The sequence below is a fragment of the Pseudomonas sp. Sample_24 genome (assembly GCF_004307605.1).
Classification (GTDB): Bacteria; Pseudomonadota; Gammaproteobacteria; order Pseudomonadales; family Pseudomonadaceae; genus Aquipseudomonas.
Map to the genome: position 1 here is coordinate 1 of NZ_RCNW01000122.1, position 1424 is coordinate 1424.

Here is a 1424-nt window from a genome sequence, read left to right on the forward strand (position 1 = left end):
GCAAAGGTGAATTGGTCGCCGAGCTGGATATCAATCCGGACCTGTGGTTCTTCGCTTGCCACTTCGAAGGTGATCCGGTGATGCCGGGCTGCCTGGGCCTCGATGCCATGTGGCAACTGGTCGGCTTCTTCCTCGGCTGGCAAGGCCTGCCGGGCCGCGGTCGTGCGCTGGGTTCGGGCGAAGTGAAATTCTTCGGCCAGGTCCTGCCGACCGCCAAGAAAGTCACCTATAACATCCATATCAAACGCGTCCTCAAGGGCAAGCTGAACCTGGCCATCGCCGACGGTTCGGTCACTGTCGACGGTCGCGAAATCTACACCGCCGAAGGCCTCCGGGTCGGCGTGTTCACCTCCACTGACAACTTCTAAGGGTTATTCGCATGCGCCGCGTCGTTATCACTGGTCTGGGCATTGTTTCGTGCCTGGGCAATGACAAAGAGACCGTCTCCGCTAACCTGCGTGCAAGCCGCCCTGGCATCCGGTTCAACCCGGAATATGCTGAAATGGGTCTGCGTAGCCAGGTTTCCGGCTCCATCGACCTCAACCTTGAAGAGCTGATCGATCGCAAGATCTATCGCTTCGTCGGTCATGCAGCGGCTTACGCCTACCTGGCCATGAAAGACGCCATCACTGACTCCGGCCTGACCGAAGAGCAAGTGTCCAACCCGCGTACCGGCCTGATCGCCGGTTCCGGTGGTGCCTCCACGCTGAACCAGATGGAAGCGCTGGACATCCTGCGCGAGAAAGGCGTCAAGCGCGTCGGCCCGTACCGCGTAACGCGGACCATGAGCAGCACCGTTTCCGCTTGCCTGGCCACTCCATTCAAGATCAAGGGCCTGAACTATTCCATCGCTTCTGCCTGCGCCACCAGTGCGCACTGCATCGGCACCGCCATGGAACAGATCCAGATGGGCAAGCAGGACATCGTTTTCGCCGGCGGCGGTGAAGAAGAGCACTGGAGCCAATCGTTCCTGTTCGACGCCATGGGCGCCCTGTCCAGCAAGCGCAACGACACCCCTGAAAAAGCCTCCCGCGCCTACGACGCCGACCGTGACGGTTTCGTCATCGCCGGCGGTGGCGGCATGGTCGTGGTCGAAGAGCTGGAACACGCTCTGGCTCGCGGCGCGAAGATCTACGCGGAAATCGTTGGCTACGGCGCGACTTCCGACGGCTACGACATGGTCGCCCCAAGCGGCGAAGGTGCGATTCGCTGCATGCAGCAGGCACTGTCCACCGTCGACACCCCGATCGACTACCTGAACACCCACGGCACCTCGACTCCGGTCGGCGACGTCGCGGAAATGAAAGGTGTGCGTGAAGTGTTCGGTGACAAGGCTCCGGCCATCAGCTCCACCAAGAGCCTGTCGGGCCACTCCCTGGGCGCCGCCGGCGTTCACGAAGCGATCTACTGCATGCTGATGATGG

At 61.4% G+C, this 1424-nt stretch carries 2 protein-coding genes; both read left to right on the plus strand.

What is annotated here, in order from left to right; genetic code table 11:
* The coding region (gene fabA / locus D8V06_RS06245) for a bifunctional 3-hydroxydecanoyl-ACP dehydratase/trans-2-decenoyl-ACP isomerase (protein WP_130930632.1) at positions 1-368 on the plus strand (368 nt) is incomplete at its 5' end.
* Positions 369-379: 11 nt separating this feature from the next.
* Positions 380-1424: beta-ketoacyl-ACP synthase I (gene fabB, locus D8V06_RS06250; RefSeq protein ID WP_130930633.1), on the plus strand; the 1045-nt coding region annotated here is incomplete at its 3' end.